This is a genomic window from Streptomyces sp. NPDC034103 (genome assembly GCF_055575395.1).
In genome coordinates this window covers 49063-63560 of record NZ_JBVISS010000014.1, presented here as the reverse complement: position 1 = coordinate 63560, position 14498 = coordinate 49063, and the positions used below count along the sequence as shown (strand labels likewise).

The following is a 14498-nucleotide window of genomic DNA, read 5'->3' as shown; positions in this document are numbered from 1 at the left end:
TTCACCCCGATCCGTCCTCCCACTGGCCTGTGACCGGGTCCACCAGGACACTGGACGCGTGCGCACTGTCAAAGCGACGGCCGCCGCCGTCACCGTGGCCCTGGCCGCCGGCGCCGCGAGCGTCGCCGTCGGCCGACTCGCCAGCGACGCCGCCCTCAAGGCGCCCCCGGGCGGGCCGTTGCCCACCGAGCCCCGGCTCACCGTGCACGCCACGGCCGCGGGCCAGGTCGCCCTCACCCGGGACCTGGCCGCCCTGCGCCCCGGCACCTACGGCCTCGCCGGGGATGCCGCCCACGCGGTCGTCGGCCCCGTCCTCGACACCGCCGCCCACACCGCCGACACCGTCGTACGCCGGCTGGAGCGGGTCACGCACGGCACCCTGCGCCCCGGCGACACCGTGTGGTTCACCCCCAACGTCCACGTCGGCGACCCCGTCTCCGCCCTCGGCCTCACCTATCAGGAGGTCGACGTCCCGGGCGAACTCGGCGCCCTGCCCGCGTGGTTCGTCCCCGGCATCCGGGCCACCTGGGTCATCTCCGTGCACGGCCTCGGCACCACCCGCGAACTCTCCCTGAACGTCCTGGAGTTCCTCGCCGCCAGCCGCTTCCCCGTCCTCGCCCTCGGCTACCGCGGCGACCTCGGCGCGCCCCGCCCGCCGGACGGCCTGAACCACCTCGGCGAGACCGAGTGGCGCGACCTGGACGCGGCGATCCGCTTCGCCGTTCGCAACGGCGCCCGGAAGGTCGTCCTGCACGGCTGGTCCACCGGCGCCACCATGGCCCTGCGCGCCGCCGCCCACTCCGGGGTCCGGGACCGCGTCTCCGGCCTGGTCCTCGACTCCCCGGTGCTCAGCTGGGAGACCACCCTGCGCGCCCTCGCCACCGCCCGCCGCACCCCGGGCGCCCTGCTCCCGCTCGCCGTGCGCGCCGCACAGGGCCGCACCGGGCTGCATGCCGACGCCGCCGCCGAGGCGGCCGACCCGGACCTCCTCAGGGTGCCGACGCTGATCGTGCACGGCCCCGACGACACCATCGCCCCCTGGACCCACTCGCGTCGCCTCGCCGCCGCCCGCCCGGACCGGATCGCCCTCCACACCGTCCCGCACGCCCCGCACGGCGCCATGTGGAACGCCGACCCCGCCGGTTACGAAGAGGTGCTCCGACGCTTCCTCACCCCGCTGATGTAACGCCGCCCCGGCCTGCCCGGGAGCCCGGCCCACGGATTCCGTTTAAGGCCGTACCACTGGCCGGTTCGTGTCCCCCGAGCGCCCGCCGGACGCCCTGCCTTGGCCCTCTCCATCGCCCGCCGTTACATTCCGTTTGGGATTTCGGACCGTCAACCGGAAGACTGCACCCGTGACGTCCCGTATCCCGCGCGACTCCAGGCTTCGACTCGTCCGACCGCGACCCCTGGCCGCCGCCCCCCGAGCGATGACCCAGCGGCCCTCGCGCCGCCCCGCACCCCGCCCCCCGCAGGGCACCCCGGCCCAGGCCGAGCTGGCCAGAATGGCCCGCTCGCAGCTGGCCGGCGCGGCCCGCGTCGCCCACTGGGCCGACGCCGCGCTGGGCCCGGGCCGGGACGCCGGACAGGCCGACGGCAAGGCCACCCTCTCCGACAGCAGCGCCGAACGGGCCGCCGCGGACCTGGGGCTGACCGCGGATCAGATCCGCGCCGACTGGGACACCGCACGGCTCGCCGGTCTCGTCGAGGTGCACGGCGGCAGCGCCCGCCCCGGCTGGCGGCTGCGCGCCTGGCACCGCGACGACAGCGCCGTGCTGCGCGGCTGGGTGGCCCTCTTCGACGCCTGGTCGCTCGCCCACCCGGAACCGGCCGAGCACGAGGCCGCCACCGTCGCCGAGGTCGTCTCGGCCATGCCGCAGGTGCTCTCCTTCCTCCAGCTCTCCGCCGGCCCCGTGCCCGTGGCACAGCTGCTGGACCTCCTGGGGCAGCGGGTCACCGAACTGCGCACCGAACGCTGCGAGATCCCCTACGGCCCGCAGCCCGACCCCGAGCGGGAGCGGGCCGAGGACACCCCCCTCGAACCCCTCCTCGACTGGGCCCTGCGCGCCCTCGCCTCCGTCGGCGCCCTCACCTACGGCGACGCGCAGGCCACGCTCACCCCGCTCGGCAACTGGGCGGTCTGGGTCAAGCTGGAGCAGATCTGCGTCGCCGCGCAGAGCCCCGCCGGCAACATCGAGGCCGTCGCCGAGGAGATGCTGCGCGGCTGTGCCCAGCTCCGTCCCAAGGCGGCCCGCGACGAATACCGAGCCTGGCTCGCCGCCCGCCCGGTCGGCAGCGCCGTCACCGAGCTGCTCTCCGCCGCCCGCGGCGAGGACGCCCTGCTGCGCGGTCTCGCCTTCGAGGCGCTGCGCGTCGTCGGCGCCCCCGCCGAGCCCGATGTGCGCGCGGTGACCGAGGAGCCCGTGCTGCGGCCCTACGCCCTGCTCTGGCTCGCCGAGCACGACGGCGTGGACCCCGAGGACGCCCACGAGGTGCTCACCCGCGAGGAGGCCACCTGGCTGTGGGTCGACACCGCGGCCGCCGTCGCCGACCACGGCGAGGCCCCGCTGCTGGTGCGGCACCTGGAGTCCGCGGTGCAGCCCACCGTCCCCATGCTGCTCGACGAGGTGCGCGCCGTCGGCCACCCCCGCACGGTGCAGGTCCTGGTCGCGCTCGCCGCCGCCCACCCCGACCCCGCGCTCGCCAAGGCGGTCCGCAGGGCGGCCTTCCAGGTGCACACGGGGAGCAGCTGACAGCCGCTCAGCCCTCGATCTCGGGCGCGTACGTGCCGAAGCTCCAGACGTTGCCCTCGATGTCCCGGGCGATGTAGTCCCGCGAGCCGTAGTCCTGGTCCGTCGGGGGCATCAGGATCTCCGCGCCCTTCTCCACCGCGCGCCGGTGGTGTGCGTCGACGTCGTCCACGACGACGTACACCCCGGTGGTGCCGGCGTCCTTCATCGCCGCGTCGAAGAGGCCGCCGCGCCCCTTGGACCCCAGCATGATCGCGCCGTTGCCCTGGACCAGCTCGGCGTGCTGCACCAGGCCGTCCTCCCCCTCGTACACCGCCAGCTCGGTGAAGCCGAAGGCCTCCGTGAGCTGCCTGATGGCCGCCTTGGCGTCCGAGTACAACAGCGTCGGGTAGATGCTGGGGCGTCCGCCGCTCGTGCCTGCCATGCCGACCACTCCCTCGTGATCAAATGCCGCGCATCCGTTGTGTCGCCCAGTCTGGCAGCGCCCACTGACAACAGCCTCCGGCCAGCGAGAACACGGCAGAGGGCGTCAGCGGAAGGTGTCGCACCGGGCCATGTCGCCGGTCTCGAACCCCTGGTGGAACCACTGCTGGCGCTGCGCCGCCGACCCGTGCGTCCACGACTCCGGCGTCACCCTCCCCTGGAACCGCTCCTGGATCCGGTCGTCGCCCACGGCCGCGGCGGCGTCCAGACCGTCGGCGATGTCGGCCTCGGTGAGGCTGGTGATCAGCGGCCGCCCGGTCGACTCGTCCTTGGTCGTGGTCGCGTGGTGCGCCCACACGCCCGCGTAGCAGTCCGCCTGGAGCTCCACCTTCACCGCGTTGCTGTTCTCGCCCGTGCGCCCGTCCTGGGAGCGGCCCAGCGTGCCCATGAGGTCCTGCACGTGGTGCCCGTACTCGTGCGCGATCACATAGGCCTCGGCGAAGGTGCCCCCGCTCGCACCGAAGGTCGAGCGCAGTTCGTCGAAGAAGCCCAGGTCCAGATAGACCTTGCGGTCGCCGGGGCAGTAGAACGGCCCGACCGCCGAGGTCGCCGCCCCGCACGCGGTGCCGACCCGTTCGCTGAAGAGGACCGTGAGGGAGCGGGAGTACGTCCCGCTGCGCCGCTGGAACTCCTGGTCCCAGAAGTCCTGCACGCTGTTGACGACGGCCACCATGCGGCAGTCGTCCCTGGTGTTCGCGTCCTGCCCGGTGTGGCAGGACTGCTGGACCTCGGCCAGGCTCGACGCCGTGGCGGCGGGCTGACCGCCGCCCTCGTCGGTGAGCCCGAGCTGGTCCGGTCCCACGCCCAGGAAGAGCCCCAGCAGCAGCGCGATCAGCCCGGCGATGCCGCCGCCGACGGTCGCCCTGCCCCCGGGGATGCGGCTGCCGCGCACGTCCTGGACCTCGGAGGTGTCCAGTCTGGCGTCGTCGTCGAACTGCATGCCGACATCGTGGTCCACGGCCGCGGCCCACGCACCCCGAACGGCCGGAAACACCCGCACCGAAAAAGTGCTTGCACGCCCCCGTTAGACTTGGCCCATGGCCATTCTCCTCGCGCACTAGACGGCGGGAACGTCCTCAGCCGCCCACCTGCCAACCGAATCTGCCCTGGAGTCTGTCCGTGATCTCCGCCACCGGTATCGAGCTGCGCGCCGGCGCCCGAGTCCTCATCGAGTCCGCCACCTTCCGTGTCGCCAAGGGCGACCGCATCGGCCTGGTCGGCCGCAACGGCGCCGGGAAGACCACCCTGACCAAGGTCCTGGCCGGCGAGGGCATCCCCGCCGCGGGCCAGGTCACCCGCTCCGGCGAGGTCGGCTACCTCCCGCAGGACCCCCGCACCGGCGACCTCGACATCCTCGCCCGCGACCGCATCCTCTCCGCGCGCGGTCTCGACGTCCTGATGCGCAAGATGCGCGAGAACGAGCAGCGGATCGCCAATGGCCAGGGCGGGACCCGGGAGAAGGCGCTGCGGCAGTACGAGCGTCAGGAGACGGAGTTCCTCACCAAGGGCGGGTACTCCGCCGAGGCCGAGGCCGCCACCATCGCCGCCGCGCTGAACCTGCCCGACCGGGTGCTGGGGCAGCCGCTGCACACGCTCTCCGGTGGTCAGCGCCGCCGTATCGAACTGGCCCGGATCCTGTTCTCGGACGCGGACACCCTGCTGCTCGACGAGCCCACCAACCACCTCGACGCCGACTCGATCGTCTGGCTGCGCGACTACCTCAAGACCTACCGCGGCGGCTTCATCGTGATCTCCCACGACGTCGACCTGGTCGAGACGGTCGTGAACAAGGTCTTCTACCTGGACGCCAACCGCGCCCAGATCGACGTCTACAACATGGGCTGGAAGCTCTACCAGCAGCAGCGCGAGGCGGACGAGAAGCGCCGCAAGCGCGAGCGGCAGAACGCCGAGAAGAAGGCCGCGGCCCTGCACTCGCAGGCCGACAAGATGCGCGCCAAGGCCACCAAGACGGTCGCCGCGCAGAACATGGCCAAGCGTGCCGACAAGCTCCTCTCCGGCCTCGAGGCGGTGCGCCAGCAGGACAAGGTCGCCAAGCTGCGCTTCCCCGAGCCCGCGCCCTGCGGCAAGACCCCGCTGATGGCGGAGGGCCTGTCGAAGTCGTACGGCTCGCTGGAGATCTTCACCGACGTCGACCTGGCCATCGACAAGGGCTCCCGCGTGGTCATCCTGGGCCTCAACGGCGCGGGCAAGACGACCCTGCTGCGCCTGCTCGCCGGGACCGAGCAGCCGGACACCGGCGCGGTCGTGCCCGGCCACGGACTCAAGCTCGGCTACTACGCCCAGGAGCACGAGACCCTCGACCCCGAGCGCACGGTCCTGGAGAACATGCGCTCGGCGGCCCCCGACCTCGACCTCGTCGAGGTGCGCAAGACGCTCGGCTCGTTCCTGTTCTCCGGCGACGACGTCGACAAGCCCGCCGGGGTCCTCTCCGGCGGTGAGAAGACCCGGCTGGCCCTCGCCACCCTGGTCGTCTCCTCGGCGAACGTGCTGCTTCTGGACGAGCCCACCAACAACCTCGACCCGGCCAGCCGTGAGGAGATCCTCGGCGCGCTGCGCACCTACAAGGGCGCGGTCGTGCTGGTCACCCATGACGAGGGTGCCGTCGAGGCGCTCCAGCCGGAGCGGATCATCCTGCTGCCCGACGGGGTCGAGGATCTGTGGGGTTCCGACTACGCGGACCTCGTCGCCCTCGCTTGATCGAACGGTTGATCAACTGCGTAGGGATCATTCGGCCTACCGGTGATCCATCATCTGTGTGAGATCTCCTCGTACCGAGGTGTGTCCTACATCTTTTTCGCGGCCGAGCCCCCCATCGACGGAGGCTCGGCCGCTCCACGTCTCTGACCTGGGATTTCACAAGGGAACTCGTTCGGCGGTACGAACAACCCGCTACGGAATTACGGACTCCGCATGTGGGGACGCGCTCCTGTCGTCACAAGCTTGTCTTACGGACCTTGCCGAATGGGTGGCCAGGAAGCCCCGGAGGGGTGATCATGAGGAGACCAGAGCGCACTTCCCACGAGGAGGCACGGGTGGCCGAGACTCTGAAGAAGGGCAGCCGGGTAACCGGCGCCGCGCGCGACAAGCTCGCGGCAGACCTGAAGAAGAAGTACGACTCCGGTGCGAGCATTCGGGCGCTGGCCGAAGAGACCGGCCGCTCGTATGGCTTCGTCCACCGGATGCTCAGCGAGTCCGGCGTCACGCTCCGTGGGCGTGGCGGCGCGACCCGCGGCAAGAAGGCCGCGTCGTCCTGATCCCGCGCGGCCCCTCGGCTTCGATGGTGGCCACCCGGTCGGTCTGCTGACCGGTCGGGTGGTTACTGTGCAGTCACTTAGTCGTGCCGTGTGGCACGGCGGATGACCGCACTCATCGGAGGCGCCCCATGGGCCAGGAACTCGTTCCCCTGCTCGACAAGGACGGCGTACGGCTCACCGTCGACGACGCGCTCGCCACGGTGACGCTGACCAACCCCGCCAAGCGCAACGCGCAGAGCCCCGCTCTGTGGCGCACGCTCGCCGAGGCCGGTCGGCTCGTGCCCGGATCCGTCCGTGTCGTCGTGCTGCGCGGTGAGGGCAAGTCCTTCTCCGCGGGGCTCGACCGGCAGATGTTCACGCCGGAGGGGATCGAGGGCGAGCCGTCGTTCATCGACCTCGCCCGCAGTGGCGACGCCGAACTCGACGCCGCCATCGCGGAGTTCCAGGAGGGCTTCACCTGGTGGCGGCGCAGCGACGTCGTGTCCATCGCCGCCGTCCAGGGGCATGCCATCGGGGCGGGCTTCCAGCTCGCACTCGCCTGTGACCTGCGCGTCGTCGCCGACGACGTGCAGTTCGCCATGCGCGAGACCAGCCTCGGACTGGTCCCCGACCTCACCGGCACGCACCCCCTCGTCTCGCTGGTCGGCTACGCCCGGGCGCTGGAGATCTGCGCCACCGGGCGCTTCGTGACGGCCGAGGAGGCGGTGAACACCGGCCTCGCCAACCTCGCCGTGCCCCTGGACCAGCTCGACGGCGCGGTGCGGGACCTCGCCGCTGCGCTTCTCGCCGCCCCCAGGGACGCCGTCATCGAGACCAAGGCCCTGCTGCGCGGCGCCCAGGACCGCACCTACGACGAGCAGCGTGCCGCCGAGCGCGCGGCCCAGGCACGACGGCTGCGGGACCTGGCCGGCGTCGGCGAGTGACCTCTCACCCGACGAGGGTGACCAGCACCGCCACGGTCGGGTGACCGGGGAGCGCCTTCCCCAATTCCGCACGGACCGCCCGGGCGACCTCCACCGCCCGGCGCTCCGCGGCCACCGCCACCTCCACCCGGACGTGGCCCCGCGGCAGGGCCGTCCCGTCCTGCCGCTCCTCGACCTGCACCCCCCGCCCGAGCGCCGCCGTCAGCCCGGTCACCCCGGGCACCGACAGCGCCGCGACGGCCGCGGGACCGTCGGCCGCCTGCTCCGGCGGCGGCTCGGGCCGCCGTACCTCAGCGGCCTGCGGCACCTCGTCCAGCAGCGTCGTCGCCCGCAGGTCCACCTCGGTCACCGTCAGACCGAGCCGTTCGGTCGCCGCGGTCGCCAGCGTGGCGCGCAGCAGGGCCGCCGCCGCGGGCAGCGGCTCGTCCGCCGTCGCCGCGAAGTCGCCCGTCACGCGCAGCGGGCCCGGCGGCAGCGCGCTGGGCGGCGGCGGTACGACCGGCTCGCGCACGTCCTCGGGATCGGCGAGGGCGATCCGTAGCCCGTCCAGCCGTACGCCGCGCACTTCCCGTGCCGCGCGCCGCAGTACCGCCTCGGCCGCCCTCTCCGTGATCCAGGCGCCGTCCTGCGCGCCCCCCAACGGCAGCAGCCTGCCGAGACCCAGCTGATGCCGTACCGCCTGCGTCCACCGGTCCGCTGTCATTGCCCCAGCCTGCCGCATCGACGGCGCGCGAGGGCGCAACCCCGCTTACGGTGGTCGAAGGAGGACCACAAGGGAGGACGTACGGCGATGACCGATATGACGCAGACCCCTGAGGCGGAGACGGGCGTGCAGACACGCAAGCCCACCATGCGCGGCGGCGGCGACCCGGCGACCCGGGGACGGACCACCATCGCGGACGGCGTCGTGGAGAAGATCGCCGGGCTGGCCGCCCGGGACGTCGTCGGCGTCCACGCCATGGGCAGCGGCCTCTCCCGCACCTTCGGAGCCGTACGGGACCGGGTGCCGGGCGGTTCGAAGTCCGTGACCCGGGGCGTGAAGGCCGAGGTCGGCGAGGTGCAGACCGCGCTCGACCTGGAGATCGTCGTCGACTACGGCGTGTCGATCTCCGACGTCGCCCACGCCGTCCGGGAGAACGTGATCGCGGCGGTGGAGCGGATGACCGGACTGGAGGTCGTCGAGGTCAACATCGCCGTGAGCGATGTGAAGCTGCCCGACGAAGAGGAAGAGGAGCCGGAGCCCCGGATCCAGTGAGGACGTGAGGACCGTGAGGGCTGAGGGGAGCGCACCATGAGCATGGCCGTGGTCGGCTTGATCGCCGGTATGGCGCTGGGCTTCGCCGGGTACTTCGGCGGGTTCGGGGCCTTCCTGCTGGTGGCTGCCCTGGGCGCCATCGGCTTCGTCGTCGGCCGGTTCCTGGAGGGGGACCTGGAGGTCGGCGACTTCTTCCGCACCCGTGACGACCGCCGCGATCGGCGGTGACCTGGGTGACCACCGAGACCCGCGAACTTGGCGGACCCCGGACCGTCGTACCGCCCGGCGCACGGGGCGCGACCCGGATCGCCGACCGGGTCGTCGCGAAGATCGCCTCCCAGGCGGCGCGCGAGGTGGCCGGGGATCTCCCCGGCGAGGCCGCGCCCGCGCGGGCCACGGTGGTCGTCCACCACGAGGTGGCCCGGGTCCGGGTCCATCTCGAACTCGACTACCCCACCGACATCGGAGCCCGCTGCGCGCGGGTGCGTCGTCATGTGGCGGAGCGGGTAGGCGCGTTGGTGGGAATGGAGGTGCCGGAAGTCGCCGTCCAGGTGGAACGGCTGCATCCGGCGCACGGCGCGGCACAGGGGAGGACGCGATGAGCGAGCCCCAGGGCTCCGAGGGCACGACACGGCGGCTGCCGGTCCTGGAGAAGGAGAGCGAACCGGACACCGCACCACCGCCACCCCCGGTCCCGCAGGAGGCCGAGGGCGGACGCGAGGGCCGCTTCTGGTCGGCGCGGCGCGTCCCCGCGGCAGTCACCGCGCTGCTGCTCCTGGCGGTCGCGGGACTCTTCCTCTACGACGTCATGGCGGTCCGCGCCGAACAGCCCGCCATGCGCTGGCGCCGCGAACTGGCCGACCAGCTCGCCGCACGTCCCCTCGACGACACCTGGGTCCTCGTCGGCGCGGGCCTCGCCGCGGCCCTCGGTCTCTGGCTGCTCGTCCTCGCCGCCACCCCCGGCCTGCGCGACGTCCTGCCGATGCGGCGCGTCCAGGCCGACGTACGCGCCGGGCTCCACCGCGACGCCGCCGCACTGGTCCTGCGCGACCGGGCCGTGGAGGTCCCCGGCGTCCAGGCCGTCCGCGTCCGGCTGTCCCGCACCAAGGCCGATGTCGGCGCGGTCGCGCACTTCCGCGAACTGGACGACGTACACGCCGAGCTGGACGCCGCCCTCGGCGAGACGATCAGGGGGCTGGGCCTGGCCCGGCCGCCCGCGCTGTCGGTGCGGGTACGACGTCCCGGGAAGAAGGGGTGAGCGCGATGCTCCGGATCGTCAACCGTGTCCTGCTCGGCGTCGTCGGGCTCGCCCTGCTCGTGGCCGGCGGCTCGGTGCTGGCCGTCGGCCTGGGCCTGAACCCGCCGTCCTGGTGGGTCCATGACGGCCGTCACGACGTACTCCTCGACGACTCCGCGCGCACCCGTTGGGAGGACCGCGGCTGGTGGTGGCCGACGGTCCTGGCCGTGCTCGCGCTCCTCGTCCTGGTCGCCCTGTGGTGGCTGATCGCGAACCTCCGCCGGCACCGGCTGACCGAGGTCCTGGTCGACACCGGCGACGGTGAGGGCGCGCTGCTGCGGGGCCGGGCCCTGGAGGGCGTCCTGGCCGGCGAGGCCGGGGAACTGGAGGGCGTGGCCCATGCCCAGGCCCGTCTGACCGGTCGGCGCGACGCCCCGGAGACCCGCGTACGGCTGCTGCTGGAACCCCACGCGGACCCCGGGGCGACGCTGACCTATCTGGCGGCGCACGCGCTGACGCACGCGAGGAACTCGGCGGGGCTGGCGTCGTTGCCGGCGGAGGTCCGGATGAAGGCGGTCAAGCACCGTGCGGAACGGGTGAGTTGACGCCCCCTCAGGGGCGCCGGGGACCCGCCGCGCGCGGTGCTCAGAACCCGCGCCGCATGCCCCCGTCGACCGGGACCATGATCCCGGTCAGGTAGGAAGCGGCGGGCGACAGCAGGAACGCCGCCGTACGCCCGAACTCCTCCGGCGTCCCGTACCTCCGCAGCGGAATCCGCGACTCGTTGGCCGTACGCGTGGCCGCCGGGTCCGCGGAGAGACCGTCCAGCTCGCGCACCCGGTCCGTGTCGATGCGGGCCGGCAGCAGGCCCACCACCCGGATCCCGCGTGGCCCCAGCTCGTCGGCGATCGACTTGGCGAACCCGGCGAGCCCGGGCCGCAACCCGTTGGAGATGCTCAGCCCCGGGATCGGCTCATGCACCGAACCGGACAGCACGAAGCCGATGACCCCGCCCGCCTCCAGCTCGGCCGCCGCCGCGCGGGCCAGGCGTACCGCCCCCAGGAACACCGACTCGAAGGCCGCCGCCCACTGCTCGTCCGTGTTGTCCGCGAGGAACCCCGGGGCCGGGCCGCCGACGCTGACGAGAATGCCGTCGAAGCCGCCGAAGGTCTCCCGGGCGGCCGCGATCAGCCGCGCCGGCGCCTCGGGATCGGCGTTGTCGACGGCGACCCCCACCGCGTTCGGCCCCAGCTCGGCCGCCGCGTCGGCGACCCGCTGCTCGTCCCGTCCGGTGAGCACGACCTTTGCCCCGTCGGCGACCAGCTCGCGCGCGGAGGCGTTGCCGAGACCGCGCGTGGCCCCGGTGACGACGTACACGCGGTCCTTCAGTCCAAGATCCATGGCCCCTATCCTGCCTCCTCGCCCCCGAACAGGGCGAGGGCGGTGTTCACCAGGCCGATGTGGCTGAACGCCTGCGGGAAGTTGCCCAGGTGCAGGCCGTTCACCGGGTCGTACTCCTCCGACAGCAGCCCCACGTCGTTCGTCAGCGCCACGAGCCGCTCGAACAGCTGCCTGGCCTCCTTCTTCCGCCCGATCATGTGCAGCGCGTCGGCCAGCCAGAACGAGCAGACCAGGAAGGTTCCCTCGCCGCCGGGCAGCCCGTCCACCGTCGTACCGGCGGTGCTGTAGCGGTGCACGAGGCCGTGGTGGCCCAGCTCGGCGTGGATCGCCTCGACCGTGCCGACCACCCGGGGGTCGTCCGGGGGCAGGAAGCCGACGCGCGGGATGAGCAGCAGCGCGGCGTCCAGCTCGCGGGAGCCGTAGGACTGGGTGAAGGTGTTCCGCTCGGCGTCGAAGCCCTTCTCGCACACCTCCTGGTGGACCTCGTCGCGCATCGCGCGCCAGCCCTCCAGGTCGCCGGGCAGCTCGGGGTCGGCCTCCAGCGCGCGCACGGCGCGGTCGGCCGCCACCCACACCATCACCTTGGAGTGGACGAACTGCCGCCGCCCCCCGCGCACCTCCCACAGCCCCTCGTCGGGCTGCTGCCACGCCGAGCGGAGGAAGTCCATCAGGGAGCACTGCAGGGACCATATGTGCGGCTCGGCGGACAGTCCCGAACTGCGGGCCAGCGAGAGGGAGTCCATGACCTCGCCGTAGACGTCGAGCTGGAGCTGCTTGACGGCCTCGTTGCCGATCCGTACCGGCTTGGAGCCGGCGAATCCGGACAGCCACGGCAGCTCGTACTCGGGCAGTCGGCGCTCGCCCGCCAGGCCGTACATGATCTGCAGGTCCGCGGGGTCGCCGGCGACCGCGCGCACCAGCCAGTTGCGCCACGCCTCGGCCTCCTCGTGGTAGCCGGCCGAGAGCAGCGCGCCGAGCGTGAGGGTGGAGTCGCGCAGCCAGCAGTAGCGGTAGTCCCAGTTGCGGACGCCGCCCAGCTCCTCGGGCAGCGAGGTGGTGGGGGCGGCCACGATGCCGCCGGTGGGGACGTAGGTGAGCGCCTTGAGGGTGATCAGGGAGCGCAGTACGGCGTCCTTGTGCGGGCCGTCGTAGCGGCACCGGGCGGACCACGCCTGCCAGTCCTCGACGCTCACCCGCAGCGCGTCGTAGGGGTCGATCTGCGGTGGGGGCGCTTCGTGCGAGGGGTGCCAGGTGAGCACGAACGCGACCTTCTCGCCCTCCTTGACGGTGAACTCGGAGTGCGTCCCGAAGTCCTCGCCCCAGGTGTGCACCTCTGGTTCGCTGCGCAGCCACGCCGAGTCCGGGCCCGCGACGGCGATCCGGTGGCCGTCGGTCCGGCGCATCCACGGCATGACCGAGCCGTAGTCGAAGCGGAGCCGGAGCGTGCTGCGGACGGTCACCTCGCCGCGCAGACCCTCGACGATCCGGACCAGGTCGGGGGCGCGGTCACGCTGCGGCATCAGGTCGGTGACGCGCATCGCCCCCTCGTCGGTCTCCCACTCGGTGTCCAGCACCAGGGTGCCGGGGCGGTAGGCGCGTCGACTGCACTGGCCGTCGACACCTGCGGGCGCGATCCGCCAGTGGCCGTTCTCCTCGTCGCCCAGGAGTCTGGCGAAGCAGGACGCGGAGTCGAAGCGGGGCAGGCACAACCAGTCGACGCTGCCGTCCTTGCCGACCAGGGCCGCTGTCTGTTCATCGCCGATCAGGGCGTAATCCTCGATACGGGGCACGCAAGAGCAGGTTCCCGGCTGACCAGGGGCGCAATCAGGGGGAGGCCGGGGGAGTGAGATCTTGGCACCGGAGAAGACGGCGCTCGCTGCTCGCTGCCCTCGTGATCGTCGACGCGGTCCGTTCATGAACGCCCGGCGCTGGGCGCTGTGGCCGCCGCGGCTCAGACCGCCGCCGGCTCCGCCTTCGCGGTGGAGTCCTGCTCCGCCGCCTCCCGGCGGTCCCGCAGCTCGCGTCGGACCAGGACGACCCAGCCGATCGGCACGCCCGCGGCGAACAGCCACCACTGGTAGGCGTACGCGTAGTTCAGCGGGGCGTTCTCCTTGCCCGGCCTGCCCAGCGGCTCCGGGGTGTCGCCCTTGGGCTCGGGCGTGGTCAGGGCGATGTAACCGCCGAGGACCTGCTTGCCGAGGCGCTGGGCCTCCTGCTCGCTGTTGATCAGCATGATCTGGCGGTCGGGCAGACCCTTGAGGTTCTTGATGCCGCTCGCCTCGGTCGTCTCGTCGGGCATCAGCCGCCCGGTGACGGTGACCTCGCCCGCCGGGGGCGCCGGGACCTTCGGGAAGGCGCTCTGGGTCGCCCCGGACGGCACCCAGCCGCGGTTGACCAGCAGCACCTTGCCGTCGTTCAGGACGAACGGGGTCAGCACGTGGTAGCCGACCTCGTCGTCGGAGTTGGTGCGGCGGCGCACCACGAGTTCGTCCTCGGCGTCGAAGCGCCCCTTGGCGGTCACCGACCGGTACCGCTCCTTGCTGGTGACCGTGTGCCCGGCGGACGTCATCTCCTCCACCGGCACCGGGTCGGCGGAGAGCGCGTCGGAGACCAGCTGGTTGCGGGCGCTGCGCTCCTCGTAGCGGTGCATCTGCCAGATGCCCAGCCGGATCATCGTGGGGATGAGGACGAGGGCGACCAGCGTGAGGATCACCCACTGCCGGGACAACAGGAAGCGGTACACCCCACGACCGTACAACTCGGACCGCGGGGTGTTCGCACAGGGGTGTGGTCGGACGGACCGGCCACCATGGTCAGACGCGGTCGACGATGCCCACCTTTCCCTCCGCCCGCGCGCAGTGGGCGCCGCAGTACCAGTGGCCCTCGACCTCGACGCCCTGGCCGATGATCTGCACCCGACAGTGCTCGCAGATGGGTGCCATACGGTGGATCGCGCAGGAAAAGCAGTCAAACACGTGCACTGCGCCCTGGGCGTGGATCTCGAACGTCATGCCGTAGTTGTTGCCGCATACTTCGCAAGTCGCCATGCGCCACAGGGTGAGCCGTCACCCCGGCGCGGACCAGTCGGCGGCGGGCGAGTCGCGGCGCAATCACCCGTCCGTACGGTCGCCTGCGGCACGGCTCGCGGGTCGCCGTACGGCTGCTCCGCGGGCC

At 72.7% G+C, this 14498-nt stretch carries 17 protein-coding genes; 10 read left to right on the top strand and 7 right to left on the bottom strand.

The annotated features are described in order from the left end of the window. Positions 1–58 precede the first annotated feature (58 nt). The gene (locus ACZ56U_RS29765) at positions 59–1186 is read left to right on the top strand and encodes an alpha/beta hydrolase family protein (RefSeq protein WP_469087049.1); all 1128 of its coding nucleotides are present in this window, start codon (positions 59–61) and stop codon (positions 1184–1186) included. Between the two features lie 169 nt (positions 1187–1355). Continuing rightward, on the top strand, positions 1356–2753 hold the full coding sequence (locus ACZ56U_RS29760) for a hypothetical protein (RefSeq protein ID WP_469087048.1): 1398 nt from the start codon (positions 1356–1358) through the stop codon (positions 2751–2753). A 7-nt stretch (positions 2754–2760) separates the two neighbouring features. On the opposite strand, the gene ACZ56U_RS29755 is transcribed toward ACZ56U_RS29760, so the two are convergent. Both ACZ56U_RS29755 and ypfJ read right to left on the bottom strand, forming a co-directional pair. Then, positions 2761–3174, bottom strand: coding sequence for a VOC family protein (locus tag ACZ56U_RS29755; protein WP_469087047.1), 414 nt, complete (start codon positions 3172–3174; stop codon positions 2761–2763). 105 nt (positions 3175–3279) lie between these two features. Continuing rightward, positions 3280–4173, bottom strand: a complete 894-nt coding sequence (gene ypfJ, locus ACZ56U_RS29750; RefSeq protein ID WP_469087046.1) for a KPN_02809 family neutral zinc metallopeptidase — start codon at positions 4171–4173, stop codon at positions 3280–3282. 179 nt (positions 4174–4352) lie between these two features. Here ypfJ and abc-f point away from each other — a divergent pair, with 179 nt between their 5' ends. The 3 genes from abc-f (at position 4353) to ACZ56U_RS29735 (ending at position 7431) form a co-directional block, all read left to right on the top strand. Next, a complete protein-coding gene (gene abc-f / locus ACZ56U_RS29745) occupies positions 4353–5951 on the top strand; it encodes a ribosomal protection-like ABC-F family protein (protein ID WP_469087045.1) in 1599 nt (532 codons plus the stop codon). Positions 5952–6286: 335 nt separating this feature from the next. Beyond that, on the top strand, positions 6287–6508 hold the full coding sequence (locus ACZ56U_RS29740) for a helix-turn-helix domain-containing protein (RefSeq protein ID WP_004002281.1): 222 nt from the start codon (positions 6287–6289) through the stop codon (positions 6506–6508). A 128-nt stretch (positions 6509–6636) separates the two neighbouring features. Then, entirely contained in the window at positions 6637–7431 is a 795-nt protein-coding gene (locus tag ACZ56U_RS29735; RefSeq protein WP_391230452.1) for an enoyl-CoA hydratase/isomerase family protein, read from the top strand. A 4-nt stretch (positions 7432–7435) separates the two neighbouring features. Here the strand turns inward: ACZ56U_RS29735 and ACZ56U_RS29730 are convergent, their stop codons facing one another. Beyond that, complete coding sequence (locus tag ACZ56U_RS29730) at positions 7436–8134, bottom strand: nucleopolyhedrovirus P10 family protein (RefSeq protein ID WP_469087044.1); 699 nt, start codon at positions 8132–8134, stop codon at positions 7436–7438. Between the two features lie 87 nt (positions 8135–8221). Here ACZ56U_RS29730 and ACZ56U_RS29725 point away from each other — a divergent pair, with 87 nt between their 5' ends. From ACZ56U_RS29725 to amaP, 5 genes are read left to right on the top strand one after another with little or no spacing between them, the layout of a single operon-like run. After that, positions 8222–8686: an Asp23/Gls24 family envelope stress response protein gene (locus ACZ56U_RS29725; protein WP_469087043.1), complete on the top strand. Its 465-nt coding sequence runs from the start codon at positions 8222–8224 to the stop codon at positions 8684–8686. Between the two features lie 36 nt (positions 8687–8722). Beyond that, on the top strand, positions 8723–8914 hold the full coding sequence (locus ACZ56U_RS29720; RefSeq protein ID WP_391230457.1) for a hypothetical protein: 192 nt from the start codon (positions 8723–8725) through the stop codon (positions 8912–8914). 5 nt (positions 8915–8919) lie between these two features. Then, positions 8920–9288, top strand: a complete 369-nt coding sequence (locus ACZ56U_RS29715) for an Asp23/Gls24 family envelope stress response protein (protein ID WP_469087042.1) — start codon at positions 8920–8922, stop codon at positions 9286–9288. Next, entirely contained in the window at positions 9285–9944 is a 660-nt protein-coding gene (locus ACZ56U_RS29710) for a DUF6286 domain-containing protein (protein ID WP_469087041.1), read from the top strand. The genes ACZ56U_RS29715 and ACZ56U_RS29710 overlap by 4 nt, the downstream gene beginning before the upstream one ends. A 5-nt stretch (positions 9945–9949) precedes the next feature. Then, positions 9950–10528: an alkaline shock response membrane anchor protein AmaP gene (gene amaP / locus ACZ56U_RS29705; RefSeq protein ID WP_469087218.1), complete on the top strand. Its 579-nt coding sequence runs from the start codon at positions 9950–9952 to the stop codon at positions 10526–10528. Positions 10529–10568: 40 nt separating this feature from the next. Here the strand turns inward: amaP and ACZ56U_RS29700 are convergent, their stop codons facing one another. From ACZ56U_RS29700 to ACZ56U_RS29685, 4 genes are all read right to left on the bottom strand, one after another. Then, positions 10569–11324: an SDR family oxidoreductase gene (locus tag ACZ56U_RS29700; protein ID WP_469087040.1), complete on the bottom strand. Its 756-nt coding sequence runs from the start codon at positions 11322–11324 to the stop codon at positions 10569–10571. 5 nt (positions 11325–11329) lie between these two features. Next, on the bottom strand, positions 11330–13114 hold the full coding sequence (locus tag ACZ56U_RS29695) for a glycoside hydrolase family 15 protein (protein ID WP_469087039.1): 1785 nt from the start codon (positions 13112–13114) through the stop codon (positions 11330–11332). Positions 13115–13275: 161 nt separating this feature from the next. Beyond that, complete coding sequence (locus ACZ56U_RS29690) at positions 13276–14067, bottom strand: SURF1 family cytochrome oxidase biogenesis protein (protein ID WP_469087038.1); 792 nt, start codon at positions 14065–14067, stop codon at positions 13276–13278. Positions 14068–14137: 70 nt separating this feature from the next. Continuing rightward, positions 14138–14371, bottom strand: coding sequence for a hypothetical protein (locus ACZ56U_RS29685; RefSeq protein WP_289916469.1), 234 nt, complete (start codon positions 14369–14371; stop codon positions 14138–14140). Positions 14372–14498 lie beyond the last annotated feature (127 nt).